Source organism: Massilia sp. CT11-108 (assembly GCF_047302915.1).
Taxonomy (GTDB): Bacteria; Pseudomonadota; Gammaproteobacteria; order Burkholderiales; family Burkholderiaceae_D; genus Telluria; species Telluria orientalis.
In genome coordinates this window covers 1-277 of sequence record NZ_JBKYMO010001488.1, presented here as the reverse complement: position 1 = coordinate 277, position 277 = coordinate 1, and the positions used below count along the sequence as shown (strand labels likewise).

Here is a 277-nt window from a genome sequence, read left to right as displayed (position 1 = left end):
CTTATATTAGAGTGAGGAGTTGAATAGATCTGATGAGCGAGGCAAGGAGTCAGATTGGCCAAGGAACGAGCCGCGTATTAATCACTGGCGCACAGGGCCAGGTGGGGCGTGAGCTTCAGCATGTTTTTCTTCGAAAAGGATACGAGGTGCAAAGCATGGGCCAAAGCGAGCTTGATGTTACGGACACGGACCAGTGCTTTCAGGTGTTCCGGCGTCTGAACCCGGATCTGGTTATACATGCTGCGGCCTACACCAACGTGGATCGCGCAGAGAGCGA

General features: G+C 53.4%; 1 protein-coding gene. It reads left to right on the top strand.

The annotated features are described in order from the left end of the window. Positions 1 to 32 precede the first annotated feature (32 nt). The coding region (locus ACEN88_RS35390) for a sugar nucleotide-binding protein (RefSeq protein WP_413347075.1) at positions 33 to 277 on the top strand (245 nt) is incomplete at its 3' end.